The 26,834-nt window shown below is 73.3% G+C and carries 20 protein-coding genes; 12 read left to right on the forward strand and 8 right to left on the reverse strand.

The window, feature by feature from the left end; genetic code table 11:
• Nucleotides 1-20: 20 nt before the first annotated feature.
• Nucleotides 21-467 carry a DUF6114 domain-containing protein gene (locus tag AB0I06_RS14065; RefSeq protein WP_363119020.1) on the reverse strand — a complete coding sequence of 149 codons (447 nt, stop codon included), beginning with the start codon at nucleotides 465-467 and terminating at the stop codon, nucleotides 21-23.
• Nucleotides 467-1,138 (reverse strand): DUF6230 family protein, encoded by a 672-nt coding sequence (locus AB0I06_RS14070; protein WP_363119021.1) that lies wholly within the window; start codon nucleotides 1,136-1,138, stop codon nucleotides 467-469. Before AB0I06_RS14070 ends, AB0I06_RS14065 begins: the two co-directional genes overlap by 1 nt.
• A 638-nt stretch (nucleotides 1,139-1,776) precedes the next feature.
• Between AB0I06_RS14070 and AB0I06_RS14075 the strand changes: the two genes are divergently transcribed.
• Nucleotides 1,777-2,418, forward strand: coding sequence for a Tat pathway signal sequence domain protein (locus tag AB0I06_RS14075; RefSeq protein WP_363119022.1), 642 nt, complete (start codon nucleotides 1,777-1,779; stop codon nucleotides 2,416-2,418).
• A gap of 18 nt (nucleotides 2,419-2,436) precedes the next feature.
• Here AB0I06_RS14075 and AB0I06_RS14080 read toward each other — a convergent pair whose 3' ends face one another.
• Complete coding sequence (locus AB0I06_RS14080) at nucleotides 2,437-3,387, reverse strand: lytic polysaccharide monooxygenase (RefSeq protein ID WP_363119023.1); 951 nt, start codon at nucleotides 3,385-3,387, stop codon at nucleotides 2,437-2,439.
• Nucleotides 3,388-3,751: 364 nt separating this feature from the next.
• Between AB0I06_RS14080 and AB0I06_RS14085 the strand changes: the two genes are divergently transcribed.
• The 8 genes from AB0I06_RS14085 (at nucleotide 3,752) to AB0I06_RS14120 (ending at nucleotide 13,902) form a co-directional block, all read left to right on the forward strand.
• Nucleotides 3,752-5,551: a S8 family serine peptidase gene (locus AB0I06_RS14085; RefSeq protein ID WP_363119024.1), complete on the forward strand. Its 1,800-nt coding sequence runs from the start codon at nucleotides 3,752-3,754 to the stop codon at nucleotides 5,549-5,551.
• 280 nt (nucleotides 5,552-5,831) lie between these two features.
• Nucleotides 5,832-6,479: a ScbR family autoregulator-binding transcription factor gene (locus AB0I06_RS14090; protein WP_363119025.1), complete on the forward strand. Its 648-nt coding sequence runs from the start codon at nucleotides 5,832-5,834 to the stop codon at nucleotides 6,477-6,479.
• Nucleotides 6,480-6,535: 56 nt separating this feature from the next.
• Entirely contained in the window at nucleotides 6,536-7,726 is a 1,191-nt protein-coding gene (locus AB0I06_RS14095; RefSeq protein ID WP_363119026.1) for a damage-control phosphatase ARMT1 family protein, read from the forward strand.
• A 105-nt stretch (nucleotides 7,727-7,831) separates the two neighbouring features.
• Nucleotides 7,832-10,030, forward strand: coding sequence for a germacradienol/geosmin synthase Cyc2 (gene cyc2 / locus AB0I06_RS14100; protein ID WP_363119027.1), 2,199 nt, complete (start codon nucleotides 7,832-7,834; stop codon nucleotides 10,028-10,030).
• 137 nt (nucleotides 10,031-10,167) lie between these two features.
• The gene (locus AB0I06_RS14105) at nucleotides 10,168-10,731 is read left to right on the forward strand and encodes a PDZ domain-containing protein (protein WP_363119028.1); all 564 of its coding nucleotides are present in this window, start codon (nucleotides 10,168-10,170) and stop codon (nucleotides 10,729-10,731) included.
• A gap of 280 nt (nucleotides 10,732-11,011) precedes the next feature.
• Entirely contained in the window at nucleotides 11,012-12,139 is a 1,128-nt protein-coding gene (locus AB0I06_RS14110; protein WP_363119029.1) for an aminopeptidase P family protein, read from the forward strand.
• Nucleotides 12,140-12,185: 46 nt separating this feature from the next.
• Entirely contained in the window at nucleotides 12,186-13,160 is a 975-nt protein-coding gene (locus AB0I06_RS14115; RefSeq protein ID WP_363119206.1) for an aminoglycoside phosphotransferase family protein, read from the forward strand.
• Nucleotides 13,161-13,200: 40 nt separating this feature from the next.
• The gene (locus AB0I06_RS14120) at nucleotides 13,201-13,902 is read left to right on the forward strand and encodes a hypothetical protein (protein WP_363119030.1); all 702 of its coding nucleotides are present in this window, start codon (nucleotides 13,201-13,203) and stop codon (nucleotides 13,900-13,902) included.
• An 11-nt stretch (nucleotides 13,903-13,913) separates the two neighbouring features.
• Here AB0I06_RS14120 and treZ read toward each other — a convergent pair whose 3' ends face one another.
• Nucleotides 13,914-15,659 carry a malto-oligosyltrehalose trehalohydrolase gene (treZ, locus tag AB0I06_RS14125; protein ID WP_363119031.1) on the reverse strand — a complete coding sequence of 582 codons (1,746 nt, stop codon included), beginning with the start codon at nucleotides 15,657-15,659 and terminating at the stop codon, nucleotides 13,914-13,916.
• A 174-nt stretch (nucleotides 15,660-15,833) separates the two neighbouring features.
• Between treZ and AB0I06_RS14130 the strand changes: the two genes are divergently transcribed.
• Together AB0I06_RS14130 and AB0I06_RS14135 are read left to right on the forward strand one after the other, a co-directional pair.
• Nucleotides 15,834-16,385 (forward strand): DUF1707 and FHA domain-containing protein, encoded by a 552-nt coding sequence (locus AB0I06_RS14130; protein ID WP_363119032.1) that lies wholly within the window; start codon nucleotides 15,834-15,836, stop codon nucleotides 16,383-16,385.
• Nucleotides 16,386-16,545: 160 nt separating this feature from the next.
• Nucleotides 16,546-17,892 carry a M14 family zinc carboxypeptidase gene (locus AB0I06_RS14135; protein WP_363119207.1) on the forward strand — a complete coding sequence of 449 codons (1,347 nt, stop codon included), beginning with the start codon at nucleotides 16,546-16,548 and terminating at the stop codon, nucleotides 17,890-17,892.
• A 73-nt stretch (nucleotides 17,893-17,965) separates the two neighbouring features.
• Here AB0I06_RS14135 and AB0I06_RS14140 read toward each other — a convergent pair whose 3' ends face one another.
• Nucleotides 17,966-19,216 carry a M14 family zinc carboxypeptidase gene (locus AB0I06_RS14140; protein WP_363119033.1) on the reverse strand — a complete coding sequence of 417 codons (1,251 nt, stop codon included), beginning with the start codon at nucleotides 19,214-19,216 and terminating at the stop codon, nucleotides 17,966-17,968.
• Between the two features lie 110 nt (nucleotides 19,217-19,326).
• Nucleotides 19,327-20,745, reverse strand: a complete 1,419-nt coding sequence (gene lpdA, locus AB0I06_RS14145; RefSeq protein ID WP_363119034.1) for a dihydrolipoyl dehydrogenase — start codon at nucleotides 20,743-20,745, stop codon at nucleotides 19,327-19,329.
• An 84-nt stretch (nucleotides 20,746-20,829) separates the two neighbouring features.
• Between lpdA and AB0I06_RS14150 the strand changes: the two genes are divergently transcribed.
• Nucleotides 20,830-21,771 (forward strand): LysR family transcriptional regulator, encoded by a 942-nt coding sequence (locus AB0I06_RS14150; protein ID WP_363119035.1) that lies wholly within the window; start codon nucleotides 20,830-20,832, stop codon nucleotides 21,769-21,771.
• Nucleotides 21,772-22,167: 396 nt separating this feature from the next.
• On the opposite strand, the gene treY is transcribed toward AB0I06_RS14150, so the two are convergent.
• Both treY and glgX read right to left on the reverse strand, forming a co-directional pair.
• The gene (treY, locus tag AB0I06_RS14155) at nucleotides 22,168-24,537 is read right to left on the reverse strand and encodes a malto-oligosyltrehalose synthase (RefSeq protein WP_363119036.1); all 2,370 of its coding nucleotides are present in this window, start codon (nucleotides 24,535-24,537) and stop codon (nucleotides 22,168-22,170) included.
• A 105-nt stretch (nucleotides 24,538-24,642) separates the two neighbouring features.
• Nucleotides 24,643-26,775, reverse strand: a complete 2,133-nt coding sequence (gene glgX, locus AB0I06_RS14160) for a glycogen debranching protein GlgX (RefSeq protein WP_363119037.1) — start codon at nucleotides 26,773-26,775, stop codon at nucleotides 24,643-24,645.
• Nucleotides 26,776-26,834: the final 59 nt, after the last annotated feature.

Consider the following 26,834-nt stretch of genomic DNA (forward strand, 5'->3'; position numbering starts at 1 on the left):
GTGACTCCGTACGACGGACCTCAGGACTGTCCCAGCGGCGCCGACGGCACCGTCTTCGCCGCCCGGGCCTCCTTGCGGCGCTTCCTGCGGCTGACGCGGGGCTCCTGGTCCGGGAGCCAGCCGAAGGCGAGGCAGCTGCCGATCACGCCCAGGAGCAGGCCGACGAAGAAGCCGCCCAGGTTGGAGGTCAGCCAGGTGCCCAGGGAGACCAGCACGCCGATCACCGAGTAGAACAGGCGCTGTGCGGGGTTGAAGAGGATCAGCACGCCGCACAGCAGCATCACGGCCGGGAGCAGGTACCCGGCCAGGCCCTGCATGCCGACGTGCAGGATGACGTCCAGCGACGCCTTCAGGGTGAGCAGGACCTCCGCCCCGCCCAGGGTGAGCAGCAGCCCGCCCCAGAACGGGCGGCCGGCCCGCCACTGCCTGAAGGCGGGCCGGACTCCCTCGCGCGGACCGCGCGGCATCAGCAACCCGACCCGCTGAAGCCCAGCTTCAGACCGGGCAGCTTGAACACACCGGCGGTCGTGGCGTAGTTGGTCTGCCGCAGGTTGGCGATGTGCACCGTGTCGGACTGCTGGCTGAACACGCCCTTGGGTCCCCGGCCCTTGGGGCCTGCCTTGTCGAGCGTGCTGGCGTCGTTGCCGATCTCGATGTTGTTGAACGCGGCGTCGCCGGTCAGCTCGGTCGAGTCGGTGGTCAGATCGCTGGCGCTGACCTTCTGCGACCCCTCGCCCGCCCGGATGACCAGGTTCGTGCCGCCCAGGTCCACGCTCTGGCACAGCTTGGAGAGGGTCGCGTTCTTGATCACGGACGTGACGACCAGCACCTGACCGCCGGTGTCACCCGCGTTGGGGCTGCCCTCGGCCATCTCGTCCAGGCCGCCGAACTGCGCGAAGCCGGTGCCGTTCAGCTCGGTCGCGGTGACCGTGAACGGCATGCCGGAGATGGCGAACTGCACGCCCAGCGCTCCCTCGGCGGTGAGGACCGCGAGGCCTGCGGCGACCAGAGTGGCCGGCACCGCCATCACCGCGGCCCGGCGTGCCCGTACCCGTCCGCGTCGCGCGGGAGCGTCACTGGCGTCCGGGGCGGCGGCGCCGTCCGGTCTTTCGGGGGTGTGCTCGGCGGAGGAGGTCATGGCTGCTCCAGGTGCGTGTGGGTGCGGATCGGACTTCGGTGGCACGTTGCCCTGGCGCGGACATCGACCGCGGACGCACGTCTCCTCGCAACTCCCGGCGGGTGCAAGGGCTTTCTCGTTACGCCGCAGTAGCCATCCAGGAAGTTACCGGCGGTTACATTAAGGGTCAAGGGAAGTGTGGACAAAGAGTGTCGGTTGTGCGCCGCAGGTGAGTCGCCGCTCTTGCGAAAGGCTCAACCTGGGCACAACTCCCTTACGGAGCCTTGACGTTGCGGGAGACGCAGGTCTACAACTCTCCTCGTCCCACCGGATCCGTGGCGCCGGATCCGCCGCGCGGCACTTCCGCGTGTCCCGGACCCGCTCGTCCCCGTACGGGCATCACACCGCCCGGCACGTCCGTACGGGCTTTCCGTCGCCCGAGTCCCCCACCCCGGCATGGCCGCCCTTCCTCGAGCCGTGCCACCAGCCACCCCCCGCCCGGCCCGGCCGGAGGCCCCTTCCCGTGTGAGTCTCCGGCCGGTACCCGGCCTGCCGTTGCCGGCCCGTCACGTACGGAGAAGGCGTGACGAGCCGGCAACGGCGGAGGCCCGGCGCACCCCCCACCCCACACCCCCCGCTATCGAAAGAGGTACACCCGCATGCGTACGCGCACCCTCATCGCCCTCACCGCAGCCGCCGCCGCCCTGGGCCTCGCGGCCCCCGCCTCCGCGGCCGACACCCCCGTCCTGACCACCGCCGACGGCGGATCCGTCGCGGTCGGCGACGTCCTCGACGCGTCCCTGGCGAGCGGCACCGCCGCCACCTTCCACTCCAGCGCGACCGGCACCAACGGCATCTCCTGCACCAAGTCGGCGTTCTCCGCCACCGTCACGGACAACCCGGCCGCCCCGGGCACCGCCACCGAGTCCCTGACCAAGCACAGCTTCGACACCAGCGGCTGTACCGCCAACGTCGTCGGGGTGCTCGGCGTCAGCGGCATCACCGTCGACAACCTGCCCTACACCACCAGCGTGTCCTCCGACGGCACCGTCTCCGTGGCCCCGGCCGCGGGTTCCACCGTCCAGTCCACCGTCAAGCTGCGCACCCTGCTCGGCACCATCACCTGCGTCTACCAGGCCCCCGGCCTGACCGGCACGGCGAGCAACGCCGACAACAGCATCTCCTTCACCAACCAGCAGTTCACCAAGGTGTCCGGCTCGTCGCTGTGCTTCGCCAACGCCTTCTTCACCGCCAAGTACGCCCCGGTGACCAAGGGCGGCGTCGCCGTCAACGTCAACTAACAGCTGAACAGGAGTAGTTCAGCGTCGCCGTAGTCGTACGGCCAGGGCGGCGCCGCCGGTGAGCAACAGCACCGCCGCGGCGCCGCCCGCCAGTATGGGCGCCGACGGGCCGGAGGCCGGGCCGGCGGTAACGGCCAGGGGCGTCTCGTCGCCTCGCGGTCGCGACTGCGGACCGGGACTCCGCACGGCCGTGCTCGCCGACGGCGCCTCCTCCTTCGGCGACTCCTTCGGCGACTCCTCCGACGGCGCCTTGTGCCGCGCCTTCTGCTGCTCCGTCTCCCGCTCCGGCTTCCGCGCGGGCCCGGTCTCCTGCGGCTGCCGCTTCCCCGCCTGCGGGAACACCACGTCCGAGCACGAGTAATAGGTGTCCGGCGTACTGCTGTTCTGCCAGACCGTATACAGCACGTGCCGCCCGGCCCGGTCGGACGGCAGGGCCGCCCCGAAGCGGTAGGCGCCGTTCCTCAGGGGCGGGTCCGTCACCTCCGCGAAGGGCTTGGCGGGCAGGTCGGACCAGGACAGCGGCCCGTCCGGGTCGTAGCCGGGCTTGGTCAGATACATCCGGAACGTGCCGGTGTGCGGGATCGTCGAGACGTACCGCATGGTCAGCGTGGCGCCGGGTGTCACCCGGGTCGACGGCCAGTCGGAGCGCGCGAGATCGAGGCCCCGGTAGGCGGGCAGCCCCCCACTGCACAGCTTCCCGTCCGGGACGACCTGCCGGTCCCGGCCGCCGACGTTCGCCACCCGCAGGTTGTCCCACGCCGTGAAGGGCCCGCCGTTCGCGGCGACGGCCGCACGGCAGGCCGCCGTGCCCGCGCGCTCACCCCCTTCCGGGGAGCAGGCCACCGCCCGGCTCACCGGGTCCGTCGGCGCACCGTGCGCCCGGGCCGGACCCGCCGCCCACAGCGGGAGCAGCAGCGGGGTGACGAGGGCGGCCGCGAGTGCGGTGCGGTGTGCGGTGGTACGAGACATCCGTCTGCGTCTCCTCGGCCTGGGTGGGGCGACGTTCGGTGTGCAGTACGGGAAATCGGCCCGGTGCGTTCATCACGCCACGACCCGCGTGAAAAGGGGCCATTGGGCGCTCGACCGCACGCCATAGAGGGTGGGGTCGCCGTCGAACCGAGGGTTTCCCCCGTATCCCGCTGACCTTCTCTTTGCCTATCGTTCGAGCACCGCTGACCCACAGGTAACCCCGAACGGGTCCGCTCCCCGCCTCACGCCTGGCCGGCCATCGCGTCGCTCTTCGCTTTTCGAACGACCCCCCTCCGCTTCGAGGACGAAGCGACCCCACCGCCGCTCCGCCCAGCCCGGAGTCCGGCCACGAAAGGCAACGATCGTGCGTATCTCCCCAGAGCTCAGACGGAAGCTGATATCCGTCGCCGCCGTCTCCGCCGCCCTGCTGACCGCAGCCCCCGCCTCGGTCGCCGTCGCCCAGGAGTCCGCCTCCGCCCCGGCCGCCGTCCCGGCCGCTCAGACCGAGGCCGCCCCCGGCACCCCGGCCGAGCGCCTCATCGTCGGCTACAAGTCCGGCGCCAGCGAGGCCAAGTCGGACAAGGCCGCCGCCGCCGACGCCGCGACCAAGGCCGAGAAGACCGGCGAGGACATCGACTTCCAGCGCCGCCTCGGCACCGGTGCCGCCCTCGTCGAGCTGGGCACCGACCCCTCCAAGGCGTCCGTCGCCGACGTCGTCGCCCAGTACCGGGCCGACCCGCAGGTCGCCTACGTCGTCCCGGACCGTCTGAACAAGCCGACGGCCGTCACTCCGAACGACACCGAGTACAGCAAGCAGTGGGACCTCTTCGAGGCCACCGCGGGCATGAACGTCCCCGGCGCCTGGGACACCACCACCGGCACCGGCGTCACCGTCGCCGTCATCGACACCGGCTACGTGGCCCACTCGGACCTGGCCGCGAACATCGTGGCCGGCTACGACTTCATCTCGGACACCGCCGTCTCCGTCGACGGCAACGGCCGTGACAGCAACCCGGCCGACCCGGGCGACTGGTACAACGCCAACGAGTGCGGCCAGGGCATCGCCGCGTCCACCTCCTCCTGGCACGGCACCCACGTCGCCGGCACCATCGCCGCCGCCACCAACAACGGCAAGGGCGTCGCCGGCATCGCCTACGGCGCGAAGATCTCCCCGCTCCGTGTCCTCGGCAAGTGCGGCGGCTACGACTCCGACATCATCGACGCCATCACCTGGGCGTCCGGCGGCACCGTGGCCGGCGTGCCCGCCAACACCAACGTCGCCAAGGTCATCAACATGAGCCTCGGCGGGGGCGGCGCCTGCTCCAGCGCCACCCAGAGCGCCATCACCGGCGCGGTGAACCGCGGCACCACCGTCGTCGTCGCGGCCGGCAACGAGAACCAGAACGTCTCCAACGCCTCCCCGGCGAACTGCAACAACGTCATCGCGGTCGCCGCCACCAACCGCTCCGGCGCCAGGGCGTCCTACTCGAACTACGGGACCCTCGTCGACATCTCGGCTCCCGGCGGCCAGACCAGCACCGGTACCGCCAACGGCATCCTCTCCACGCTGAACTCCGGCACGAAGACGCCGTCGAGCGAGAACTACGACTACTACCAGGGCACCAGCATGGCCACCCCGCACGTCGCGGGCCTCGCCGCCCTGATGAAGTCGGCCAACTCCGCCCTCACCCCGGCGCAGATCGAGTCGGCCATCAAGGCCAACGCCCGTCCGCTGCCCGGCGCCTGCTCCGGCGGCTGTGGCGCGGGCCTCGCGGACGCCGCGAAGACGGTCCAGGCCGTCAAGGGCGGTACGTCCACCGGCACGACGTTCTCCAGCACCACCGCCGTCGCCATCCCGGACAACGGCGCTGCGATCGAGTCGCCGATCAGCGTCACCGGCCGCAGCGGCAACGCCCCCTCGGCCCTCCAGGTCGGCGTGGACATCACCCACACCTACCGTGGTGACCTCGTCATCGACCTGGTCGCGCCGGACGGTTCGGCGTACCGCCTGAAGTCCGCCGCCTCGGACTCGGCCGACAACGTGAACACCACCTACACGGTGAACGCCTCCTCGGAGGTGGCCAACGGCACCTGGAAGCTGCGTGTCCAGGACACCGCGGCGCAGGACACGGGCACCCTCAACGGCTGGAAGCTGACCTTCTGATCCTCCTTCGGGATCGCTGAACGAGGCAGGCCACCCAGCGGGCGGGCCGGCCGGTGCGGATGGGGCACCGGCCGGCCCGCCTTTACGTTGGTCCCGCAAGCCCCACATTTAGATACCGAACGCGCTGTTTCCTTTCACCAGTTGCGCTTGTTTTGCCGGATGTGCACCCGCACTCCGGCACACTGGTGTGGTGAACACCGTCTGAGGGTGAGTTATCGTGTACGGGGGGTAAAAACAAACGGCATGACCCGTTCATTTCCGTCCCGGGAGAGTTCAGCCGATGGCGAGGCAGTTGCGAGCCGAGCAGACCCGCTCGACGATCATCACGGCCGCCGCTGACCTGTTCGACCGTCGCGGCTACGAATCGACCAGTCTCAGCGACATCGTGGAGCACGCCCACGTCACCAAGGGCGCCCTGTACTTCCACTTCGCGGCGAAGGAGGATCTCGCCCACGCGATCCTCGAACTCCAGTCGCACACCGCCCGCCGGATGGCGACCGAGACCGACAACCGCGGCCACACCTCCCTGGAGGCGCTGATGCGCCTCACCTTCGGCATCACCCGCATGTCCGTCGAGGACCCGGTGCTGCGGGCCGGCCTGCGGCTCGCCACAGGCGGGATCCGGCCCCGCCCGCCCCTGAGCCACCCCTTCACCGAATGGCTGGACATCGTCACGTCCCGGCTCGTCGGCGCGGTGAAGGAATCCGACCTCCACCCGGACATCGACATCGACGTCGTCGCCCACTCGTTGGTCTGCTTCTTCGTCGGCACCCGTGTCGTGGGCCGCTCGCGGGAGCCGGTCGCGCGCCAGCCCCGCCGGACCGCGGAAATGTGGAACATACTCATCCGCGGTCTGGTCCCGGTGACCCGCCGCGCCCGCTATCTCAGCCTGGCGGCACGCCTGGAGCGGGAGATCGCCCCCGTCTGACCGGGGCGCCGGGCGAGCCGTCCCGTGCGCCGCACCCGCGCGTTACGGTGAGGCCCATGCCCGACACCCCCTCCGCGCCCGTGCTCCTCGGCAACCAGCCGGGCTCCTTCCCCCACCGTGTGCTCGCCGAGCGGCACCCCGCCGTCATCCAGCAGGTCCGCGAGGCCTTCCCGTACGAACCCGCGCAGCACCGCGCCCTCGACGAACTGCTCGTCAACTGCACCGAGGGCGAGATCGAACCCCTCCCCGCCGACGCGCACGACCGCGCCCTCTGGGACGCCTGGGGACTGCGCGCGTACACCGGCCGGTCCTGGTTCGACGTGCCGTGGCTGTGGTCCGAGAGCTGGTTCTACCGCCGACTGCTCCAAGCCGTCGGCTACTTCGGCCCGGGCCCCTGGCAGGGCATCGACCCCTTCCGCCCCTCCAAGCTCGCCGAGCTCGACTCCGCCGAGACGGACGAGGAACTCGCCGCCCTCGACGACCTCTCCGGCCTCCCCGCCACCGAACAGGCACAGGCCCTGCTGCACGGCTCCCTCTGGGGCAACCGCGCCGACCTCGGTTTCCGCCTCTCCGACGAAGGGGCGCGACAGCCGGACGCCGCCCCCGGCCTGGTCACCGATGACAGCGACCGGCTCTGGTCACTGCTCGACACCACCGGCCCCGACAGCGGCACCCTGTGCCTGGTCGCCGACAACGCGGGCCGTGAACTCGTCCCCGATCTCCTCCTCATCGCGCACCTCCTGGAGAGCGGGCGCGTCGGCCGGGCGGTGCTGCACGTCAAGCCGTACCCCTACTACGTCTCCGACGCCACCACCGCCGACGTCGTCGACGCCGTGCGCCGGCTGACCGGAGCCGGGGGAGCGGCCGCCGCGTACGGGCGGCGGCTGTGGTCCGCCCTGGCCGACGGCCGTCTCACCCTGCGCGCCCACCCCTTCTCCAGCGCCCCGCTGCCGTACGGGGAGATGCCCGGCGACCTGCGCGCCGAGTTCGAGGCGGCCACGCTGACCATCGTCAAGGGCGACCTCAACTACCGCCGCCTGGTGGGCGACCGGCTCTGGGACCCGACCACGCCGTTCGCCGACGTCACCGCCTCCTTCCCCGGAGCGGTCGCCGCCCTGCGCACCCTGAAGTCCGACGTGATCACCGGCCTCGACGCGGACACCGAGGCCGCCCTGGTCGCGAAGGAGGAACAGCGCTGGCGCACCAGCGGCACGCACGCGCTGATCCAGGTGAAGGTCCCCGGCTAAGCCACATCACCTCCCCCTCGCCCGCGTTCACGCCCGATTCACGCGATGGTGTGATCATGTCCGGCCCGGCGGATGCCGCCGCGGGGCGCCGGGTAGGGCCCGGCCATGACGCAGCCGTTCGAACTCCCTCCCTTCTACATGCCGCACCCCGCGCGGCTGAACCCGCATCTCGACGAGGCCCGGGCCCACTCCACGCGGTGGGCGCGCGAGATGGGCATGCTGGAGGGGTCCGGCGTCTGGGAGCAGGCCGACCTCGACGCGCACGACTACGGCCTGCTCTGCGCCTACACCCACCCCGACTGCGACGCCGACGCCCTGTCCCTGATCACCGACTGGTACGTGTGGGTCTTCTTCTTCGACGACCACTTCCTGGAGATGTACAAGCGCAGCCCGGACCGCGCCGCCGGCAAAGCCCACCTGGACCGGCTGCCGCTGTTCATGCCGCTGGACCTGTCGGCTCCCGTCCCCAAGCCGCGCAACCCGGTCGAGGCGGGCCTGGCCGACCTGTGGGCGCGCACGGTGCCGAAGATGTCCGAGGACTGGCGCCGCCGCTTCGCCGTGGCCACCGAGCATCTGCTCAACGAGTCGATGTGGGAGCTGTCCAACATCAACGAGGGGCGGATCGCCAACCCCGTCGAGTACATCGAGATGCGCCGCAAGGTCGGCGGAGCCCCCTGGTCGGCCGGGCTCGTGGAGTACGCGACCGCCGAGGTTCCCGCCGCCGTCGCCGGCACCAGGCCGCTCAGGGTGCTGATGGAGACGTTCTCCGACGCCGTGCACCTGCGCAACGACCTGTTCTCCTACCAGCGCGAGGTGGAGGACGAGGGCGAGAACAGCAACGGCGTGCTCGTCCTGGAGACCTTCTTCGGCTGCACCACGCAGGAGGCCGCCGACATCGTCAACGACGTCCTCACCTCCCGGCTGCACCAGTTCGAGCACACCGCGTTCACCGAAGTGCCCGCCGTGGCCCTGGAGAAGGGGCTCACGCCGGACGAGGTCGCGGCCGTGGCGGCGTACACCAAGGGGCTCCAGGACTGGCAGTCCGGCGGCCACGAATGGCATCTGCGCTCCAGCCGCTACATGAACGAGAACGCGGCGCGCGGCGACAGCCCGTGGCCGGGGTGCTCCGGCATCGGCACCTCGGCCGCCGACGTCCGCGCCCTGCTCGCGACGGCCAAAGCCGTGGGTGCGTCGCCCACGCGGTCCGGGCAGTCGGGGAGGCTGCGTTCCTTCACGCATGTGCCGTACCAGAAGGTCGGGCCGTCACGGATCCCCGACATCCGCATGCCGTTCCCGCTGCACCTCAGCCCGCACGTGGACCACGCCCGCCGCAGCCTGCGCGACTGGGTGGGCCGGATGGGCATCCTCACCGAAGGCGTCTGGGACGAGGACAAGCTCCGGGCCTACGACCTCCCGCTCTGCTCGGCGGGCCTGGATCCGGACGCCACACCCGAGGCACTCGACCTCAGCGCGCAGTGGCTCGCCTGGGGCACCTACGGCGACGACTACTACCCGCTGGTCTACGGACACCGCCGCGACCTCGCCGCGGCCCGGCTCACCACCGCCCGCCTGTCCGACTGCATGCCGCTCGCCGGTGAGACGCCGCCGCCCCCGGCCAACGCCATGGAGCGGGGCCTGGCCGACCTGTGGGCGCGCACCACCGCCCAGATGGCGCCCGAGGCGCGGCGCACGCTCAAGAACGCGATCGACGTCATGACCGAGAGCTGGGTGTGGGAGCTGCTCAACCAGCTCCACAACCGGGTGCCCGACCCGGTGGACTACCTGGAGATGCGCCGCGCGACCTTCGGATCCGACCTCACGCTGAGCCTGTGCCGGATGGGACACGGCCCGTCCGTCCCGCCCGAGGTCTACCGCAGCGGCCCGGTCCGCTCCCTGGAGAACGCCGCGATGGATTTCGCGTGCCTGGTCAACGACGTCTTCTCCTACCAGAAGGAGATCGAGTTCGAAGGCGAGATGCACAACGCGATCCTCGTCGTGCAGACCTTCTTCGGCTGCGACTACCCGACCGGGCTGGGCATCGTGCACGATCTGCTGAACCAGCGCATGCGCCAGTTCGAGCACGTCGTCGAGCACGAACTGCCCGTCCTGTACGACGACTTCCGGCTCTCGCGGGAGGCGCGCGCGGCGATGGCGACGTACGTGGCGGACCTGCGGAACTGGATGTCCGGCATCCTCAACTGGCACCGCGCGGTGGACCGTTACAAGGACGAGTGGCTGTCCCGGCGCGCCCACGGCTTCCTCCCGGGCCGCCCGCCGGCCGTGCCCGTGCCCGCGCTCCGCTGAGCCGATCCCTGTCCGCGCCGGGCCCCGGTCAGTCTCACTCGTTCGTGGCTCGTCGGCCGCCGATGTGCCGGGTAGAGCACCTGCCGTGATCGTTCCGGGATCCGCCGGAGGCGATCGGCACCACCCGGAGGCGAGCCATGGAACAGACCGCGCTGCGACCCAAGCCGATGCCGGGCCAGGAGCCCGGGCCGCGGGCCACGCCCGGGGCCGGCTCCGGTCCGTCGAGACCCCGCCCGCACGCCGCCCGGCGCCGGGGGCGGCGGCTCCTCAACGTCCTGCTCGCCGGGTTCGTCGGCGCGGTTCTGGTGCTGTCCGGGATCGGCCTCGGGGCGATGGGCGTCTCCCTGGCCGGCAAGGGCGGGCGCTTCGGCCCGCGGGCGTGGCACACGCCGTCGTCCCCCGGCGCCTCACCCGCCGCCGCTCCGGCCGCTCCCGTCGCCACGACCCTCGGCGTGCAGGTCATGGACGCCCGCAAGCCGGGGGCCGTGGTGGTGGGGCTGCACGTGCCCGGGCCGGCCCAGGCGGCCGGCCTGGTGCGCGGTGACGTCCTCCTCGCCTTCGGCACGACCCGGATCGACACGGCCGCCGATCTGGTCCGGGCCGTGGCCCGCGCCCGGCCGGGCGCGAAGGTCAGGCTGACGGTCCGCCACCGCGGCGGAGGTTACGAGCAGCTGACCCTCGTACCGGCCGTGGCGGCGTGAAGCGCCCTCCCGTCCGTCCTGCAAGCGCCCCGTGAGCCGCCCCGATCGTCCAGGGCGGGGCGCGCCGGGCCGGGCGGGGCGCCCCGCCCGGTGATCGGCTCGCCCTCCCGGGGTCACCGGCAGGCGTCGGGCCAGGGCCCCCACGCCCGGTGCCGTGGGGAGGGCGGTGCGCCGCCGTCAGGGCGGTCGCCTGGGTGAATGCCCGCAGACGGCTCGCGCAGCCCCCTCCGGCCGGGCAGGATGCTGCCCGTAGCACCTTCGTCCGTCCTGGGAGGCCCGGATGACCGGCAGCACCGCCGCGCCCTTCACCGCCGACGACTACCGGGCCCGCATGGAGCGCGCCGCGCGCACCGCCGCCGACGCCGGTCTCGCGGGCCTGCTGGTGGCCCCCGGCCCGGACCTGGTGTGGCTCACCGGCTACACGCCCCCGGCGGTCACCGAACGGCTCACCCTGCTGGTCCTCGCCGCCGGGCAGGACCCCGTCCTGGTCGTCCCCGCCCTGGAGGCGCCGGACGCCGGGCGGGCGTCCGGCGCGCCCGCCCTGACCCTGCGCGACTGGACCGACGGCAAGGACCCCTACGCCGCCACCGCCGCCCTCCTCGACCCCACCGGCCGCTTCGGCATCAGCGACAACGCCTGGGCCCTGCACCTGCTGGCCCTCCAGCAGGCGCTGCCCGGCAGCTCCTACGCCTCGCTCACCGAGGCCCTGCCGATGCTGCGCGCCGTCAAGGACGCGGCCGAGCTGGACCTCATGACGGCCGCCGGAGCCGCCGCCGACGCGACGTTCGAGGAGATCCGGGGCGTCTCCTTCGCCGGCCGCCGGGAGTCCGAGGTGGCCGCGGACCTCGACCGGCTGCTGCGCCGGCACGGCCACGAGCAGGTCGACTTCACCATCGTCGCCTCCGGCCCGAACGGCGCTAACCCGCACCACGAGGCCGGTGACCGCGTCATCGAGCGCGGCGACATGGTCGTCCTGGACTTCGGCGGCCTGAAGGACGGCTACGGCTCCGACACCTCCCGCACGGTCCACGTCGGCGAACCCACCGACGAGGAACGCCGCGTGCACGACCTCGTGCGCGCGGCCCAGGAGGCCGGCTTCCGCGCCGTGCGGCCCGGGGCCGCCTGCCAGGACGTGGACCGGGCCGCACGCAAGGTCATCGCCGACGCCGGGTACGGCGAACACTTCATCCACCGCACCGGACACGGCATCGGTGTCACCACCCACGAGCCGCCCTACATGATCGAGGGCGAGGAAGGGCCCCTCGTACCCGGCATGTGCTTCTCCGTGGAACCCGGCGTCTACCTGCCCGGCCGGTTCGGGGTCCGCATCGAGGACATCGTGACCGTCACCGAGGACGGCGGCCGGCGCCTGAACACCACCCCGCGCGAGCTGGTCATAGTGGAGTGAGGCCCCGATGTCCCCAGCCCGCCTCCCGAACGGCAACGGCGCGACCATGACCCAGGCACCCACACCCAGCGCGGACACCGTCCGCAGACTCGTCCTGTCCCTCCTCGAAGACGGCAAGGGCACCAAGGCCGCCCCGGACGGCCGGGGCGGCAAGGACCCCCGTCAGAGCGGCCCCGGCCCCGACGTCCGGCCCGCCACCCCGGGCTCCGGACCCGTCACCTGGTGGGTCGGCACCCGGCACGTGCTGCGCCTCGCACCGGACCGCGAGGCCACCGTGCGCCAGCGCCGCGAGCTGCGTCTGCGCGACCTCGTCCGCCCGCACGTCCCGACGGCGGTGCCGGCCAGCGTCGCGCACGGCGAGTGGGCACCCGGGCTGGGCTACACGCTGGACACCAAGGTGCCCGGTGGCTCGGGGGAGGAGCACGACGTGTCCGCCGTCGGCGAGGCCGACCTCGCCGGGCTCCTCACGGGCCTGCGCGAGGTGCCGGTGCGGCAGGCCGAGACGCTCGGCGTGCCGCGGGCCGCGCCGCGTTCCCTGGAAGCACTGCGCCGGGCCGCCGTACGCGCCGCCGAACGCCTCGCCGCCGCCGACGAGTTCGACACCGCACGCCTCAACCAGCTCACCGCGCCCGCCGCGTCCCAGCTCGCCGCCCAGCCCGGCTCGGCGGTCCTCACCCACCACTCCCTGACCGGCGGCCATCTCGTGGTCAGCGCCGACGGCCGGGTGCGCGGAGTGCTCGGCTGGGGCGGCGCGGTCGTCGGCGACCCGGCCGAGGACATCGCCGGTCTGGCGCTCGCCGTCGGCTCACCCGCCGCCGTACGCGCCGCCACCCTCGCCGGCTACGGCGCCCGCCCCTGCCTGCGCGGTCTGTGGCTCGCCCGCTGCGACGCCCTCGTCCACCTCGCCGAGGCGCTCGGCGGCAAGGACACCGCCCAGCCGCGGACCCGGCTGTGGCGCGCCTGGGAGCCGATCCTGCTGGAACGGGTGACGGACCTCGGGGACGCGGACGACGCCCCGTAGCGGGCCGGGCGCCCGCACCCCGTACGGCTATCCTCCGCCCATGAAGCGCACCGTCGCGGCCTGGTCGGTCCCGGCCGCCGTCCTGCTGTGCCTGGCCGGCTGCTCAGGCACCTCCGGGGCCACCAGCCCCGGCGCCACGGCGTCCCCGGCGCACCAGCGCACCCCGGCGGAGCGGCTCGGCACGCTCATGGTCACGGCGGCCGACCTCGGTGAGGGCTACTCCGTGCGGCCCTTCGACCCGGCCGCGGGGAAGTCCGTCTTCGCCCGGTCCGCGCAGGAGATCACCGGCGACGCCTGCACCCCGCTTGCGGCCATGACGCATCAACTGCCCCTCGGCAGGCCGCAGGGCGTTCTCAGCCGCCTCGTCACGACCGACGAGGCCCCCGGCACGCGGATCTACGTCACGGTCGCCACCTACGCCCCGGGCACGGCGGTGACGGCGATGGACACCCTCCTCGCCGACGCCGTGCAGGGCTGCTCCCTCGGCTTCACCGCCCGGGCCCACGGCACCATCGAGCTGTACTACCCCTTCGAGCCCGAGGACAGCCCCGACGTCGGAGACGAGGCACTCGCCTACCGCGGCGCCGTCACGCCGCGGGGCGGAGCGACACGGCCGATCCGCACCGCCGTCGTGCGGCACGGCGACGCCATCACCGTCTGCACCGCGGTGGGTGGTGCCGGCATCGCGCGGCCGGGACTCCTCGCGCCCGTCGTCGAGGCGCAGGACGCGAAGCTCCCCTGACCCCCGGGCACTCACTCCTGCAACAGCACCACGCCGGACTCCCCGGGCAGCCGCACCACCCCGTCCGCCCCGGGCGCCTCCACCGGCTCCCACGCGGCCAGGACCCGTGCGTGGGGCACGCCGAGCGGCAGCTCGGCCGGCTCGGGGGCCAGGTTCACCGCCACCAGGACGTCCCCGCGCCGGAAGGCGAGCCAGCGGCGCTCCTCGTCGTAGGCCACCTTCGTGTCGGCGAGGTCCGGGTCGGTCAGGTCGGGCTGCTCGTGGCGCAGGGCGAGGAGCCGCCGGTACCAGTCCAGCACGCGCGCGTGGGGCTCGCGTTCCGGTTCCGACCAGTCGAGGCAGGAGCGGTCCCGGGTCGCCGGGTCCTGCGGGTCGGGAACGTCCTCCTCCTTCCAGCCGTGCGCGGCGAACTCCCGCCGCCTGCCCCGCCGTACGGCGTCCGCCAGCTCCGGATCGGTGTGGTCGGTGAAGAACTGCCAAGGCGTGCCTGCGGCCCATTCCTCGCCCATGAAGAGCATCGGCGTGAACGGCGCCGTCAGCACCAGCGTGGCCGCGCACGCGAGCAGCCCGGGGGACAGGAGGGCGGAAAGCCGGTCCCCCTGCGCCCGGTTGCCGACCTGGTCGTGGGTCTGGCTGTAGCCGAGCAGCCGGTGCCCGGCCACCCGCGAGCGGTCCAGCGGGCGCCCGTGGTGCCGCTCGCGGAAGCTGGAGTACGACCCGTCGTGGAAGTAGCCGCCGGTGAGGGTCTTGGCGAGCCCGGCCAGCGGGGCACGCGCGAAGTCGGCGTAGTACCCCTGCGCCTCACCCGTGAGCGTGGTGTGCAGGGCGTGGTGGAAGTCGTCGTTCCACTGCGCGTGCAGCCCCAGACCGCCCTCCGCGCGGGAGGTGATGAGCCGGGGGTCGTTCAGGTCCGACTCGGCGACCAGGAACAACGGCCGCCCCGTCTCGGCGGCCAGCGCGTCCACGGCCTCCGACAGCTCCTCGAGGAAGTGCCGGGCCCGCGTGTCCACCAGCGCGTGCACCGCGTCCAGGCGCAGCCCGTCGAGCCGGTAGTCGCGCAGCCACGCCAGAGCGCTGCCGATCAGGAACGCGCGCACCTCGTCCGAGCCGGGCGCGTCCAGGTTGACCGCGGCGCCCCAGGGGGTGTGGTGGGTGTCGGTGAGGTACGGGCCGAAGACGGGCAGGTAGTTGCCGGACGGCCCGAAGTGGTTGTGCACCACGTCGAGCACCACGCCCAGCCCCAGCGCGTGCGCCCGGTCGACGAAGCGTTTCAGCGCCTCGGGCCCGCCGTACGGCTCGTGCACCGCCCACAGCGAGACGCCCTCGTAGCCCCAGCCGTGCGTGCCCGGGAAGGGGGTGAGCGGCATCAGCTCCACGTGCGTGACGCCCAGTTCGGCGAGGTGGCGAAGCCGCTCGGCGGCCGCGTCCAGGGTGCCCTCCGGCGTGTACGTCCCCACGTGCAGCTCGTACAGCACCGCGCCCGGCAGCGGCCGCCCCTGCCATCCCGCGCGCCACGCGAACCGGTCGTGATCGACGACCGCGCTCAGCCCGTCCGGGCCGTCCGGCTGCCTCCGCGAGCGCGGATCGGGCAGCACGGGCCCGTCGTCCAGCGCGAAGCCGTACCGGGATCCCTCGCGCGCCTCGGCCTCGCCCCGCCACCAGCCCGCCCGTTCCGGATCGCGCTCCATCGCGCGTGTGACGTCGTCGCACCGCAGCGTCACACGGCCGGCCTGTGGTGCCCACACCTCGAACTGCACGGACGGTTCCCCTTCGTCTGCTCACCGTGATGTAGCCCGTCCATGGTGCGTCAAAAAAGATCAATCCGCTGGCGCATCCACCCATTTGCGGCGGGTCTCACCGGGTACGCGCGCGGTGGTGGCCGATTTCCCGTTTTCTGGACAGCCCGGCCGCGCTGCCCGACAATCACGAGCGTGACGTCGTCCTTCGAGTTCAACACGTTCCCCGCGCGGCTCTCCGACGCGGAGCGCGACCGGGCGCTGAAGGTCCTCCGTGACGGCGTCGCCATGGGCCGGCTGTCCCATGACACGTTCGTGCGCCGCATGGAGCTGGCGCTCGCCGCCCGCCGCCCGGACGAACTCGCCGTGCTCACCGCCGACCTGCGCACCGAGAGCCGGGTCGCGCGCGTGGTCTTCGGCACCGTCGAGGCGGTCTCGGGGTTCACCGTCCGCATGCGCCGGGCCTGGCAGGCCGAGCGGCTGCCCAAACTGCTGCTGCCCCACCCGGCGCACGGCCATCCGCTGCGCATAGGCCGTGACCCCGCCAGCGGACTGCGCCTCAACCACGAGACGGTCTCCCGCGTGCACGCCGAACTCCGGCACCAGGGCGGCCTGTGGGTCCTGCGCGACCTCGGCTCCACCAACGGCACGACGGTCAACGGCCGGCGTGTCGTCGGCGCGGCCGTCGTCCGCGAAGGGGACCAGGTGGGGTTCGGCCGGGTCATGTACCGGCTGTCGGCCGGCTGACCGGAAACGGAGCCTCGGCTTCGCCCTGGCCTGGGGATTGCCGTGTGCCGGTCCCACAAGCGTGGCTGAAATGCCTTTGCCATCCACGGTGTTGACGTACCCCTGAAGTCGTGACTCACTGTGCGTACGCCATCTACACCTGGTGAACCGACGGCACCGCATGGGGAGGTGTGCCCTGCCGCCCCTCCCGCGCTACCCGACCGTCGACGAACTGGGCGCCCGGGCCACCGCCCTCGTCGCCCGCCACCCCCGTGACGCCCGCCTGCGCCGGGTCGGCACGTCCCGCGCCGGCACCCCCCTGTGGCTGCTCTCCGTCGGCCACGGCAGCCGCCAGGCCCTGGTCGTCGCCGGCCCCCACGCCAACGAACCGGTGGGCGGCGCCACCGTGCTGCGCCTGGCCGAGCGGACCCTGGCCGACCCGCGGCTCACCGAGGGCGCCGACGCCACCTGGAACCTGCTGCTGTGCCTCGATCCGGACGGCTCGCGCCGCAACGAGGGCTGGCTGACCGGCCCCTACACGCTCGGCCGGTACGTCCGGAACTTCTTCAGACCCGGCTTCCTGGAACAGCCCGAGTGGCTGCCCGACGGCGCGGCCGGCGCCGCCCTGCCGGAGACCCGGGCCCTGCTCGGTGTCCAGGACGAACTGCGCCCGTTCCTCCAGTGCTCCCTGCACGGCGTGGACATCGGCGGCGGCTTCGTCGAGCTCACCCACGACCTGCCGGGCTTCGACCGGCGCCTGGCGCACATCGCCGCCCGGCTCGGCATCCCGCGCGAACTCGGCGCGTACGACGCCCTGTACTGGCCCGGGCTCGGGCCCGCCGTCTACCGGATCCCGCCACCGCGCCGGGCCGGTCTGGCAGCGGCCATCACGGAGGCGGCCGTCGAGTCCACGTGGTTCCACCCCTACCGGCACGGCACCGTCACCGCGGTCGTCGAGGCGCCCATGTGGGGCGTGACGGCCGTGGCGGACGGCTCCCCACCGGCGCACCGGGACGCCGTGCTGCGGGCCATCAGCCGCACCCTGCGCCACGACACGGGCCTCCTGCGGCACCTGCTGGCCCGGATCCGGCCGCACCTGGCCACCGTGCCGGACGCGGCCCGTCTGCTCGCCCCGGTCGACGACTACCTCCTGGTCTGCCCCGGCCTCGCCGACGCCTGGGACCCCGACACCGGCGACAGCCCGGCCCACCCCCTGCCGCCGCTGAGCACCGCCCACCTGGTCGCCCTGAGCATCTCCGGGCGGCGGCTGGCGCTGCGCACGGCGGGGCTGCTGCACCAGCTGGTCAGGGCCGCGGGCCGGGACCCGGCGGGGGTACTGCCGGAGCTGGACCGGCTGATCGACGCGTGGTGCGCCGACTACCGTGACGGCTGCCGGGCGCGCTGGATCCCGGTGGCCCGCCAGGCCGAGTACCAGGCCCGCGTGGTGCTCGCCGCGTTCGAACTGGCGGGACGGCAGGCGCCCGTGAGCCCGGGAGCGGGCGAGCCGGTACCGGTGCGGCGGGACTGAGAGCGCGACCGGGACGGACAGCCGCCCGGTCACCCCTGGGCCGTGTCCCGGCACGGCCCCTGCCGCGACGGCCCTACGGCGCCGCCTCGCGCGCGTGCAGCGCCGCTGCCACCACCGTGCGGGACTGGTGCTCCACCTGGTGCTCCAGCGGCACCCAGCGGGCGCGGAAACGTTCCGCGAAGGCGTCGCTCCACGTCGAGACGAGCTCCTCGAGCTGTTTCGCCGCTCCGTCGTCCGTCCCGCGCAGCACCCGCAGCAGCATGGCCGCCGCCCGCAGCGGCACCCGGCGCGCGAACGCGTCCACGCTGCCGACGTACGCCCGGGTGAGGTCGGCGGGCGGGGTGTGGATCAGGTCGGACGCCAGCCCCGGCACCAGCTCCAGCCCCCACCGGGCGGCCCGCAGCAACGGCCCGTCCAGGTCCGCCAGCCGGGGCAGCGCACCGTCGAGGACCCGAGTCACCTCCAGCGCGTCGCGCTGGAGCCGGCGCGCCAGCCGCCCGATGGCCGCCGCCGGAGCCGGATGCGGAGCCGGGTCGTCCACCAGGTCGCTCGCCCACATCGGCACCTCGACCACCGCGGTCAGCCCGCCGTAGCGGTGCGCGTGGTACCAGGTGCTGTGCCGCGCGTCGTCCGGCAGGCTCGGGTACGCCGGCCCGATGTCCGGCGCGGGCATGACGTGCACGCCCGGCCCGGACGCGGGCCAGCCCGCGGCGTCCGACGCGCCGGTCTCCACCGGGATGTGCAGCTCCGCCGCGGACTTCGCGAACGGCTCCGCGAGCCCCGGCACGTCCTTCGTCAGCTGCACCCAGCTGCCGCCCAGGTCCGTGCCGTGCAGGGTGACCTGGAGGTAGGGGCGCAGCTCGTCGATGACACCCGTCAGGGCCAGGGTCTCCGGAGGCAGCCGGTCCGGCGGCAGCACCGACGGCGCCCACTCGGGCTGCTCGGGGCCCGCCGGCCGGAAGAAGCCGAGGTGGTAGTCGAAGAGGCTGCGCGGCGCCGGCGTCACGTGCAGGCTCGCCCCGTCGGGATCCGCGCACAGCAGGAAGTGCCAGGAGATGCCGTCCCGCAACTCCCGCTGCTCCAGGACCCGCCGGGCGAGCGCGAGCAGGGTGCAGGAGCCGGTCGGCTCGTTGGCGTGGGCGCCGGCCACCACCAGTACGGCGCGGGCGGCCCGGCCCACGGAGAGCAGGTGCAGGGGTCTGCCCGCGCGGGAGGCACCCACCTGCCGCAGGGTGCACACACCGGGGCGCTGAGCGGTCAACGCCCGGGCAGCAGAAAGCTGTTCGTTCACCGTCGGGTAGCGCAGCTCCGGCAGGACACTCACCCCCGTCACATCCGCCCGAGTTCGCCATCGCAGTACCCCACGGCCATGGTGCGGTGTCAAGGGCGCCACCGGGGAGGCTCCAGGGGGCGCCCGGAAGCACGGGCCGCCGGTCACTGCTGGTGCAACCCCCGCCCCGCCAGGGTCAGGAACACCTCGCCGATCGCCTCGGAGAGCGTGGGGTGCGGGTGGACGTGCCGGGCCACGTCGGACGGCTCGGCGTCCCAGCCGACGATCAGCTGGCTCCCGGCGATCATCTCCGACACGTGCGGACCCACCAGATGCACGCCGAGCACCCGCCCGCCGGTCTCGGTGACGACCTTCACCATCCCGCCCTGCCCGTGCACCATCCCCTTCGCGACGGCGGTCAGCGGCATGGTGCCGGTCTCCACCTCGTGGCCCCGGGCGCGTGCCTCGGCCTCGCTCAGCCCCACCGCGGCCGTCTGCGGCGACGAGTACGTCACGCGGGGCACGGCCGTGTAGTCCACCGGCGCGGACGCCACGCCCGCCAGCGTCTCGGCCACCAGCAGCCCCTCCGCGAACGACGCGTGGGCCAGTCCGAGCGACGGCGGCGGCAGCAGGTCGCCCACCACGTGCACCCCGGGCACAGCCGTCTCCAGCCGGTCCCAGCGGGCCGGCTCGACGAACCCCCGCGCGTCCGTGACGAGCCCCGCGGCGGCCACGTCAAGGCCGTCGGTGACCGGCACCCGCCCCACCGCGACGAGCAGCCGCTCGGCCTCCACGGTGAGCGTCTCGCCCCGGGCCGTACGCACGCGGGCCCGCACCCCGTCGCCCAGGACCTCGGCGTCCAGCAGGCGGGCGCCGGCCCGGACGTCGATGCCGCGCTTCTTCAGGCCCCGGGCCAGATGGCGGCTCACCTCCGCGTCCTCCAGCGGCACGATCCGGTCGGCGGCCTCCACCAGCGTGACCTCGGCGCCCAGGGAGCGGTGGAACGAGGCGTACTCCACACCGATCGCGCCGCCGCCCAGCACCAGCACCGACGCCGGGAGGCCGGGGGCGAAGAGGGCGTCGTCGCTGGTCACCACGCGCCGCCCGTCCGGCTCGAGCCCCGGGAGCGTGCGCGGCCGTGAGCCGGTGGCCAGGACCAGCCCACGGCGCGCGCAGAGGTCACGCACGCCGGGCTCGCCGTGCACGCCCTCCACCCGTACCGAGCGCGGCCCTGTGAGGCGGGCGCTCCCCTCGATCACCCGCACCCCCGCCCGCGTGAGGTGCGCCCCCACCCCCCGGTGGTTGCGCGCCACGATGTCGTCGCGCGTGGCCACCAGGGCGGACCAGTCGACCGCGTCCACCGTCGCCTTCACCCCCCAGCGGTCGCGGGCCTCGGCGATGCCGTCGACGAGTTCGGCCGCGTGCAGCATGGCCTTGCTCGGGATGCAGCCGCGGTGCAGACAGGTCCCCCCGACCTTGTCCCGCTCCACGAGCACGACCTGGAGACCGAGGGCCGCGGCGCGCAGGGCGGTGCTGTAACCGCCCGTGCCGCCGCCGATGACGATGACGTCCGCTGTGTCCATGCCATCAGCCTCCGCCCGGCCCTTGCCATGAGTCCAAGGCAATGTTCTTGTGGCATCGATGCACGGTGTTTATGGGGGAGGGTCATGAGTCTGCGGCAGATGGAGTACTTCCTGACGGTCGTGGAGGAGGCCTCCTTCACCCGCGCGGCCGAGCTCCTGCACGTCTCGCAGCCGGCGCTCTCCCACCAGATCAAGGCGCTGGAACGGTCGGTGGGCGGCGCCCTGCTGGAGCGCATGCCGCGCGGTGTGCGCCTGACGCCGATGGGGCGTGCCTTCCGGCCGCACGCCGAGCTCGCCGTGCGCAGCGCCGCCCAGGCCCGTCGCGCGGCCCGGGCAGCCGCCGGTGCGCAGGGCGGCGAACTCCACGTCGCCGCGCTCCACTCCATAGCGGTCGGCGCCCTGCCCGATGTCTTCGCCCGCTGGCGCGCGGCCCATCCGCGCGTGCTGCTGCACCTCCACGAGTACGCCACCTCGCAGGCCCTGCAGGAGCAGGTCGAGCGCGGCACCGCCGACCTCGCCGTCGGCCCGGTGCCCGTCGACTGGCCGGGGACGGTGGTGCCGGTCGGCGAGGAGGAGATCGTCCTCGTGGTCCCCTTCGACGACCGTTTCGCCGGCCGCGCCACGGTGGCGCTGCCGGAGCTGGCCGACCGCCCGTGGGTGCGCTGCGCCATGGAACCGGTCGTCCACGGCGAACGCTTCCTCGACTGGGCGTGCGGCCGCGCCGGCTTCACGCCGCGCACCGCCGCGTTCACCGAGCACACCTCGACGGCGGTACGGATGGCCGCGGCGGGCGTCGGCGTGTGTGCCGCGCCCGCCCACATCGTCCGGGACGCGGTCGGCGAGGGCTGTGTCGTCCTGTCGCCCGACCCGCCCTGGAAGCGCACCCTGACGGTCTACTCGCGCGTGGCGCCGACCGGCGCCGCGGCGGCCTTCGTCGAACTGCTGCACACCACCTGGCCGCACCCACGCGTCCTGCGGAACCCGCCCTACGAGAACTGCCCCGAGGACGACACCGCGGTGGCCTGAGTGCGGTCCCCGGGGAGGGGCGGTTGACTGCGTGCGATCGGCGTGAGGGCGGGGCGATCGCCTGGGTGCCGCCGCCCGGGCTCCGGCGGATGGCTGAGCGTGGTCGCCAGGGTTCGCGCGGTTGCCTCAACGCCGTCAGCCGGGCTGGGGCGGTTGGGCGGGGTGGTTGTCCCAGCGCCGTCTCCCGTGCGGGCGGTCGCCTGGACGCTGTCGCCGAGGTCCGGGCGATTGCCTGAGTGTCGTCGCCCGCATCCGTAGGCTGAGCGTGGTCGCCGGGTTCGGGCGGTCGCCCTCAGCGCGGTCGCCCCTGCTACCGCAGGCGACCGCGCCCCGCGTCGCCCTGAGTTCAGTCGCCCAGGCACGCGCAATCGACCACGCCCCCACCGTCGCCCCGAGCTAGTCGTCCGCCTTCTCCAGCAGCGCGACCGGCTGTCCCTCGAACAGCTCCGCCACGCGCGCGTGCCCGGTGAATTCCCGTCCGGGCTCCAGCACGTCCGCCCAGCGGCCCGGCGGCAGCGGCAGTACGGTGTCGCGCCAGCCGCCCGCGTCGGCGAGCCGCAGCGACAGGCGGGTCACGGCGGTCACCACCTCGCCGGACCGGGCGAACGCCAGACAGTGCCCGGCCGCCGGCCCCTCGGCCGGCAGCGCCGTGTAGGTGGCCGTGTCGCCGAACGCGCCGGGCCGCCGGGCCCGCAGCGCCAGCGCCGCCCGTGTCACCGCCGCCTTCCGCGCGGACGTGCCGCCGGACTCCTCCGGCGGGAAGCCCACCGCCCGCCGGTTGTCCGGGTCGACCAGCGCCCGGTACTCGGCCTCCGTGCCCTGGTAGACGTCCGGGACGCCCGGCATCGTCAGCTGCACCAGGGCCGTGCCCAGCACGTTGGCCCGGATGTGCGGCGCCAGCGACTGGCGGAACGCGGCGACCCGCTCGCCCGGCGCCCCGCACGGCCCGGCCGCCACGAACCGCTCCACGGCCTCCTCGTAGGACGGCTCCTGCTCGGTCCAGCTCGTGTACAGGCCCGCCTCGCGCACATGCTTCAGCAGCGCCCCCCGCACCCGCTCGGGCGCCCCGGCCTCCGGGCCCAGCCCGAACACCGTCTGCCACGCCGCCCACGCCAGTTGCGCGTCCGGCACACCCTCCCCGGAGCGGGTCACCTCCGCCAGCACGTCCGCCCAGCGGTCCGGGCACTCGGTGAGCACGTGCAGCGCCGCCCGGACGTCGGCACTGCGCTTGGTGTCATGCGTCGAGACGACTGTGCCGGACGCCGGCCAGTCGCGCTGCATCCGCGCGCAGTACGCGTGGAACTCCTCCGGCGACAGCGCCGGGGCGCCCGGGTTCCCGCCCACCTCGGTCGCCGACAGCAGCGGCACGTACCGGTAGAAGGCCGTGTCCTCCACCGACTTGGCCCGCAGCGCCGACGAGGTCTGCGCGAACCGTGTCCGGAACTCCACCTGAGCGGGCCCGTCGCCGTAGCGCCCCAGCACCAGGTCCCGTACGACGTCCACCGCCCCGGCCTCCTCGGGCACCGCGAAGGCCTGCCGGGCCCCGGCCGCCGCCTCCTCGGTGACCACGGACGCCGCGTCGACCGACTCGTAGGGCCGGTAGACCTCCATCCGTACCAGGAGCTCCTGGAGGGCCGTGCGCAGCGCCCAGGGCGCGCGGTCGCGCAGGGCCGGTTCCGGCGAGGTCGCGCAGAGCCGCGTCAGCACCCGGGTCAGCCGGTCGGTCTCGGTGGCCAGCTCGTGCGTGAGGACCTTGTACGCCGCCCGGCGCACCGTCGCCTCCCACTGCCCGCCCCGGTCCGTCTGCGGGGCGGCGAAGCGCCGGTACCGGCCCAGCAGGTCGCCGAAACCGGCCGGGTCCGTGAAGACCCCGTCCACGTGCCGCAGGGCGTCGTAACCGGTGGTCCCGGCGACGGGCCAGGACGCCGGCAGGTGCTCGCCGTCGGCCAGGATCTTCTCCACGACCGTCCAGCGGCCCCCGGTCGCCTCGTGCAGCCGCCGGAGGTAGCCGTCGGGGTCGGCCAGCCCGTCGGGGTGGTCGATGCGCAGCCCGTCGATCACGCCCTCGTGCAGCAGCCCGAGGATCTTGTCGTGGGTGGCCTCGAACACCTCCGGGTCCTCCACCCGCACCCCGATGAGCTCCGAGATGCTGAAGAACCGCCGGTAGTTGAGCTCGGTCCGGGCCAGCCGCCACCACACCGGGCGGTACCACTGCGCGTCCAGCAGATGCGGCAGCGGCAGGTCCTCGGTGCCCTCGCGCAGCGGGAGGACGTGGTCGTAGTAGCGCAGCACGTCGCCGTCGACGCGCAGCTCGTCGAGCACCTCGCCCAGCGGCCCGCCGAGGACCGGCAGGAGCACCTGGCCGTCCTGCGCCTCCCAGTCGATGTCGAACCAGCGCGCGTACGGCGATTTCGGGCCCTCGCGCAGCACCTCCCACAGAGCGCGGTTGTGGCGCGGGGACATGGCCATGTGGTTGGGGACGATGTCCACCACCAGGCCGAGACCGTGGTCCCGGGCGGTGCGCGCCAGCGCCCGCAGCCCCTCCTCGCCGCCCAGCTCCTCGCGCACCCGCGCGTGGTCGACGACGTCGTAGCCGTGCGTCGAGCCCGGCACCGCCTCCAGGACGGGGGACAGGTGCAGGTGCGAGACGCCGAGCGAGGCCAGATACGGCACGGCGGCCGCGGCTGCTCCGAACGGGAACTCGGGCTGCAGTTGCAGCCGGTACGTGGCCGTGGGCACCACCGGGTCAGGTCGCTCAGGTGTCATGGAACGTACGTACCCGCCCCGCCGCCGTTCGTGTCATCCCCCGTGCCAGGTGTGTCGCGCGTCGCCCGGACGAGTGGCTTCCGGGCGACGCGCACGCCTGGGCGGTCAGACGGGCCGCTGGAGCACCGTCATGCTCCGGTCCGTCAGGGTCAGCCGGTCCCCGGCCTGCACCTTCGGGCCGGTGCCCGAGGGCGTCCCGTCCGTGCGGGCGGTGTCCACGACGACCTCCCACTGCCGCCCGTGATTGACCGGAACCACGAACTCCAGCGGCTTCGGCGAGGCGTTGAACATCAGCAGGAACGAGTCGTCGGTGATGCGCTCCCCGCGCGCGCCCGGCTCGGAGATCGCGTTGCCGTTGAGGAACACGGTCAGCGCGCCCGCCTGCGCCGAGTCCCAGTCCCGCTGGGTCATCTCCCGGCCGTCGGGGGTGAACCAGGCGATGTCGGACAGGTCGTCGTGGGTGCCCTCCACGGGCCGCCCGTGGAAGAAGCGCCTGCGGCGGAAGACCGGGTGGTTGCGGCGCAGCCACACCATCGCGCGGGTGAAGGCCAGCATCTCCCCGCTCAGGCCGCCCTCGGCCTCCTCCCCTTCCTCGGGCCACTCCACCCAGGACAGCTCGTTGTCCTGGCAGTAGGCGTTGTTGTTGCCGTGCTGGGTGCGGGCGAACTCGTCGCCGTGGCTGATCATGGGCACGCCCTGGGACAGCATCAGCGTCGCGATGAAGTTCCGCATCTGCCGGGCCCGCAGCGCCAGCACGTCGGGGTCGTCGGTCTCGCCCTCGACCCCGCAGTTCCAGGACCGGTTGTGGCTCTCGCCGTCCCGGTTGTCCTCGCCGTTGGCCTCGTTGTGCTTGTCGTTGTAGGCCACCAGGTCGTGCAGCGGGAAGCCGTCGTGGCAGGTCACGAAATTGATCGAGGCCAGCGGGCGGCGTCCGTCGTCCTGGTAGAGGTCCGAGGAGCCGGTCAGCCGGGAGGCGAACTCCGCGAGGGTGCGCTGCTCGCCCCGCCACAGGTCCCGCACGGTGTCCCGGTACTTGCCGTTCCACTCCGTCCACAGCGGCGGGAAGTTGCCCACCTGGTAGCCGCCCTCGCCCACGTCCCACGGCTCGGCGATCAGCTTCACCTGCGAGACCACCGGGTCCTGCTGCACCAGGTCGAAGAACGACGACAGCCGGTCCACCTCGTGGAACTGCCGGGCGAGCGTCGCCGCCAGGTCGAAGCGGAACCCGTCGACGTGCATCTCCGTCACCCAGTACCGCAGCGAGTCCATGATCAGCTGGAGCACGTGCGGGGACCGCATCAGCAGGGAATTTCCCGTGCCGGTCGTGTCCATGTAGTAGCGGGGGTCGTCCGTCAGCCGGTAGTAGCGCGAGTTGTCCAGGCCCTTGAAGGACAGGGTCGGGCCCAGGTGGTTGCCCTCGGCGGTGTGGTTGTAGACCACGTCGAGGATCACCTCGATGCCGGCCTCGTGCAGGGCCTTGACCGCCGACTTGAACTCCAGCACCTGCTGGCCCCGGTCGCCCCAGGACGCGTAGGCGTTGTGCGGGGCGAAGAAGCCGATGGTGTTGTAGCCCCAGTAGTTGTTCAGGCCCATGTCGACCAGGCGGTGATCGTTCACGAACTGGTGCACGGGCATCAGCTCCAGGGCCGTGACCCCGAGCTCGGTGAGGTGCTCGATGATCGCCGGGTGGGCGAGAGCCGCGTACGTGCCGCGCAGCTCTTCCGGCAGACCGGGGTGGCGCATCGTGAGGCCCTTGACATGGGCCTCGTAGATCACGGTGTGGTGGTACTCGGTGCGCGGGCGGCGGTCGTCGCCCCAGTCGAAGTAGGGGTTGACCACGACGGACGTCATCGTGTGCGGCGCCGAGTCGAGGTCGTTGCGCCGGTCGGGGTCGTCGAAGTGGTAGCCGTAGACCTCCTCACCCCAGCGGATGGAACCGCTGATCGCACGCGCGTACGGGTCGAGCAGCAGCTTCGCGGAGTTGCAGCGCAATCCGTGCTCCGGCGCGTACGGTCCGTGCACCCGGAACCCGTACCGCTGCCCCGGCATGATGCCCGGTACGTACGCGTGCCGGACGAACGCGTCGCTCTCGCGGAGCTCGATCGCCGTCTCCGAGCCGTCGTCGTGCAGCAGACACAGCTCTACTCGGTCCGCGGCCTCCGTGAAGACCGCGAAGTTGGTGCCGGCGCCGTCGTACGTGGCACCGAGTGGATACGCCTCTCCAGGCCAGACCTGCATGAATACGACTCTTTCAGGTGTGCGGCGCCGGTGGGGACGCCTTGGTCCCGAGTCTCCCC

It is taken from the genome of Streptomyces sp. NPDC050674, assembly GCF_040654575.1.
In the GTDB taxonomy this organism is placed as follows: Bacteria; Actinomycetota; Actinomycetes; order Streptomycetales; family Streptomycetaceae; genus Streptomyces.

Coding starts and splice junctions, on each gene's coding strand:
- AB0I06_RS14095 (WP_363119026.1), top strand. CDS start 6,536: ATGCCCGACACCCCCTCCGCGCCCGTGCTCCTCGGCAACCAGCCGGGC.
- AB0I06_RS14090 (WP_363119025.1), top strand. CDS start 5,832: ATGGCGAGGCAGTTGCGAGCCGAGCAGACCCGCTCGACGATCATCACG.
- lpdA (WP_363119034.1), bottom strand. CDS start 20,745: ATGGACACAGCGGACGTCATCGTCATCGGCGGCGGCACGGGCGGTTAC.
- AB0I06_RS14135 (WP_363119207.1), top strand. CDS start 16,546: ATGGGGAGGTGTGCCCTGCCGCCCCTCCCGCGCTACCCGACCGTCGAC.
- AB0I06_RS14150 (WP_363119035.1), top strand. CDS start 20,830: ATGAGTCTGCGGCAGATGGAGTACTTCCTGACGGTCGTGGAGGAGGCC.
- AB0I06_RS14070 (WP_363119021.1), bottom strand. CDS start 1,138: ATGACCTCCTCCGCCGAGCACACCCCCGAAAGACCGGACGGCGCCGCC.
- cyc2 (WP_363119027.1), top strand. CDS start 7,832: ATGACGCAGCCGTTCGAACTCCCTCCCTTCTACATGCCGCACCCCGCG.
- glgX (WP_363119037.1), bottom strand. CDS start 26,775: ATGCAGGTCTGGCCTGGAGAGGCGTATCCACTCGGTGCCACGTACGAC.
- AB0I06_RS14105 (WP_363119028.1), top strand. CDS start 10,168: ATGGAACAGACCGCGCTGCGACCCAAGCCGATGCCGGGCCAGGAGCCC.
- AB0I06_RS14075 (WP_363119022.1), top strand. CDS start 1,777: ATGCGTACGCGCACCCTCATCGCCCTCACCGCAGCCGCCGCCGCCCTG.
- AB0I06_RS14110 (WP_363119029.1), top strand. CDS start 11,012: ATGACCGGCAGCACCGCCGCGCCCTTCACCGCCGACGACTACCGGGCC.
- treY (WP_363119036.1), bottom strand. CDS start 24,537: ATGACACCTGAGCGACCTGACCCGGTGGTGCCCACGGCCACGTACCGG.
- AB0I06_RS14120 (WP_363119030.1), top strand. CDS start 13,201: ATGAAGCGCACCGTCGCGGCCTGGTCGGTCCCGGCCGCCGTCCTGCTG.
- AB0I06_RS14065 (WP_363119020.1), bottom strand. CDS start 467: ATGCCGCGCGGTCCGCGCGAGGGAGTCCGGCCCGCCTTCAGGCAGTGG.
- AB0I06_RS14080 (WP_363119023.1), bottom strand. CDS start 3,387: ATGTCTCGTACCACCGCACACCGCACCGCACTCGCGGCCGCCCTCGTC.
- AB0I06_RS14115 (WP_363119206.1), top strand. CDS start 12,186: ATGACCCAGGCACCCACACCCAGCGCGGACACCGTCCGCAGACTCGTC.